This is a genomic window from Vibrio sp. 10N.222.52.B12 (genome assembly GCF_002875385.1).
Classification (GTDB): domain Bacteria; phylum Pseudomonadota; class Gammaproteobacteria; order Enterobacterales; family Vibrionaceae; genus Vibrio; species Vibrio jasicida.
On sequence record NZ_MDAW01000079.1, the window covers coordinates 219 to 1045 of the forward strand.

General features: G+C 40.5%; 1 protein-coding gene. It reads right to left on the minus strand.

Features of this window, described 5'->3' with window-relative positions; all coding sequences use genetic code 11:
* Positions 1–15: 15 nt before the first annotated feature.
* Entirely contained in the window at positions 16–789 is a 774-nt protein-coding gene (locus tag BCT11_RS03920; RefSeq protein WP_102387219.1) for an NERD domain-containing protein, read from the minus strand.
* Positions 790–827 lie beyond the last annotated feature (38 nt).

Below are 827 nucleotides of genomic sequence, written 5' to 3' on the forward strand. Positions count from 1 at the left end.
CTCTTAAACAGTTTGTTAGTTGAATTGTTTCACAGCCCTACACTTGGGAAAGGTTGAACAACCCCAAAACTGTTTACCTATATTTTCACCACGCTTGGTTTCACGCAACACCATTTTAGAGCCGCAACGGGGGCACTCATTTGAGCTAACTTTGGATGCAACAACTTCTTTGACATGTTTACGATGCTTTAAATCCGTAATGACTCCGCGCTTTAACTTTAACCGGTTTATAGACTCTGTTAACCGAGCATAATCATTGTCAGAGAACACTACATCGTTAAATTGCTGAATGTATCGAATACTTCCTCGAGCGTAGGTAACGTTTGGAGGCATTTCGGTTTTAAAGGTACTGTCGCCGATGAAAACAATAACCGAATGCAAGTGTTCTTCACTGCAACCTAGCAAGGTTTCCAGAGCTTTTATGTGCTTGTAATTCTGATGCAGTGGGTTCTGAAATTTAGAGGAATGACGGTAAATCTTTTGTGTCCACTGTTTCTGGCGAGCTGAACCAAATATCCAACCTTTCATATTCTTAGTTTCAACGACGAAGATGCCATACCTAGAAACCACAATATGGTCGACTTGAGTTGTACCATCGTTAGTCGGCAACGTTACGTCTTTTATTAGTGTGTAATCAGACTCTGGTAATTTAGACAAAAGACGGTTCACGAGAAACTCACCGAATACACCTTTTAGCCACCTACTTTTGAAAACGCTAACAATGAGCAATAAAGGCACTAGATACCAGACTTGCGCAAGCACATTAAGAAATGCTTCAAAAATATTCACGGATTTTCCCTATTCAACTAACGCCCAATTAAGGTGTG